The sequence below is a fragment of the Mesorhizobium sp. M5C.F.Ca.IN.020.29.1.1 genome (assembly GCF_003997375.1).
Taxonomy (GTDB): domain Bacteria; phylum Pseudomonadota; class Alphaproteobacteria; order Rhizobiales; family Rhizobiaceae; genus Mesorhizobium; species Mesorhizobium wenxiniae.
In genome coordinates this window covers 1-2,269 of record NZ_RZSW01000757.1, presented here as the reverse complement: position 1 = coordinate 2,269, position 2,269 = coordinate 1, and the positions used below count along the sequence as shown (strand labels likewise).

General features: G+C 64.4%; 2 protein-coding genes and 1 pseudogene. All 3 read right to left on the bottom strand.

Annotated features, from left to right (window positions below; all coding sequences use genetic code 11):
- Positions 1-165 (bottom strand): annotated as a pseudogene (locus EOA85_RS33150) (P-type conjugative transfer protein TrbG); the annotation flags it as partial.
- Positions 166-233: 68 nt separating this feature from the next.
- Positions 234-896 (bottom strand): conjugal transfer protein TrbF, encoded by a 663-nt coding sequence (locus EOA85_RS33145; protein WP_127212522.1) that lies wholly within the window; start codon positions 894-896, stop codon positions 234-236.
- Positions 897-915: 19 nt separating this feature from the next.
- The gene (gene trbL, locus EOA85_RS33140; protein ID WP_127212521.1) at positions 916-2,094 is read right to left on the bottom strand and encodes a P-type conjugative transfer protein TrbL; all 1,179 of its coding nucleotides are present in this window, start codon (positions 2,092-2,094) and stop codon (positions 916-918) included.
- Between the last annotated feature and the right edge of the window lie 175 nt (positions 2,095-2,269).

Here is a 2,269-nt window from a genome sequence, read left to right as displayed (position 1 = left end):
GGGTTGGATCTCGCCATAAAGAAAAATCACCTTTCCGTCCGGTCCTTTCGTCACCAGTCCCCGCGACCCGCGCCACTGGCCGGAAATACCTATCCCTTTGGCCTCATTGGCGCTGATCGTCTGCCCCTGCGCCGCGGGTGACGCGGCAAGGCCGAGCACTGCCATTGCGGACAGCGCGATTACCGCCACCGCGATGGTCGTTCCTTCTCTTTTCATGCGATTGCGCGGGCCTTTCACAGCTGGGCGGTCCATTCAAAGTCCCGCAGATAGAGACCGATCGGATTGAGGCGGATGACGCCCTCGTCCTGCGGCGGCGTCAGTGTCACGGTGGCGATGCCACGGAAGCGCCGGACTGCGGTTTCCTTGCCCTTCCGGTCGCGCTCATATTCGGTCCAGTCAATCTGGTAGCTCTGGTTGGAAAGCGGCACGACATTGTTGACCTCGACGGCGACGGTCGCCGTCTTCGCCTTCTCGAACGGCGAGTTGCCGCGGAACCAGGCGTTGACCTTCTCGGTCGCGGGATCGGAAGTGCGCAGCAGCGCGTAGGTGCGGTCGATATATTGCTTCTGCACAACAGCATCCGGCGTCACGCTTCGGAAGGTCGACACGAAGCTTCCGAGCGTCGCCCGCACCACGCGCGCATCGGCATATTCGATCTGCTGGGCGAACCCGGCCGTCGCCGCCGTTCCGAGGCGGTCGACCTCGACGATATAGGGAACGAGCTTCACCTGGGTGCTCTGATAGAGCGCGTAGCTGAAGCCGATCACCGCCATCAGCATGCCGGTGATGCCGACAAGGCGCCACGCGGCCGCGGCCTTCACATAGGAGCCGTAGCGCTCGTTCCATTCCTGGCGTGCGGCGATATAGGGGTTTTCGGGCGGCGTGCTGGCGGCCATGCTGAAGCGCGTCTTTCCCTTACTTGTCTTCGGTCAGTGGCGCTGAAGCTGGCGACCGCGTCTTCTGCCGTGTCTGGTCGAGCTTGGCATTGGCGAGACCGAGCAGCGATCCGGAATAGGCGCCGGGTGCCGCGATCGTCTTCTCCTTCGCGGCCGAGCCGGCGGCCCAGCCGGCATTGCCGATGCCGTGCGCCATGCCGCGGAGCGCCGCACCCGCCATCGAGGCGCCGCCGGCCCTGGCGCTGCGCGCGGCCGAGGCGCCGGATACTGCCGCGCTTGCGCCGAGAAACGCGCCGCCGGCGGCAAAACTCGCGGTCTGGCCGCCGTGCCGGATCGCCTCCATGCCGCCGGAGATCGAGACGCCCTGCACGACGCCCTGGACGATCGGCGGCACATACATCGAGATGATGAAGACCACGACCGAGATGCCGCCGATCGCCAAGGTCGACACGAACTGGTCCGATCCAGCGGGCATATTCACGAGACCGAGCAGGACTTCGGAGCCGATCCTTGCGATCATGACCAGCGCCATCAGTTTCATGCCGACCGAGAAGGCGTAGACGAGATAGCGGACCGCGAAATCCTTCGTAAACGACGACCCGCCGAGGCCGAGCATGATCATGCCGGCGAGAAGGCCGACATACATCTCGACCATCACCGCGACGAAGATCGCCGCCACCAAGCTGAACGAGATCACCACAATCACCATGGCGAAGACGGCGGCGATCGCCAGCGCATTGTCCTCGAACAGTCCGAACTGCACCTTCTCAGACATAACCGAGGCGACCTGCAGGCCGGCGTTGAAGATATTGGCCGGCGAGGCGGTGCCGCCACCGGCGCCGATCTCGAACAGGCTGTTGACGACCGCCTTGGCGAAGTCCGGTCCCTGCTCGAGCACGAAGACGAAAAAGCCGACGAACATGATCCTGCGGACGAGCTCGGCAAACCATGTATCGAGCGACGCGGCCTGGATCGCCAGCCAGACGGCAGCGATGCCGATCTCGATACCCGCAAGGATCCAGAACAGCGAGCGCGCCGCCTGCATTACGGTGGCTTCCCAGCCTTGCGCTGCTGTCGCCACCTGGCTCTGTAGCGTGGTCAGCAACTGGCCGTCGGCGGTCTGGGCGATCGCGGGCATCGCGAAGGCCGAGATGCCAAGGGCAGCCAGAAGTGTGAGTCTGATCTTACGATTCTGCATTGACCCCGCCCTGCCCTACTTCTTCCACTCCGGCCGCATCGTCTCGCCACCGCTGGTGTCGTATGTGCGGGTGTCGAAGAACTCCCGCGTGCGGCCCTGTTGGGCAGAATCCTGGTTCTCGCGCGACATCACCACGGCGACGACGATGACGGTGGTGGCAAGGACGCCTACCGCG

Bases quoted from the DNA above. Each gene is read 5' to 3' on its own strand.
- trbL (WP_127212521.1), bottom strand. From the start codon at position 2,094: ATGCAGAATCGTAAGATCAGACTCACACTTCTGGCTGCCCTTGGCATC.
- EOA85_RS33145 (WP_127212522.1), bottom strand. From the start codon at position 896: ATGGCCGCCAGCACGCCGCCCGAAAACCCCTATATCGCCGCACGCCAG.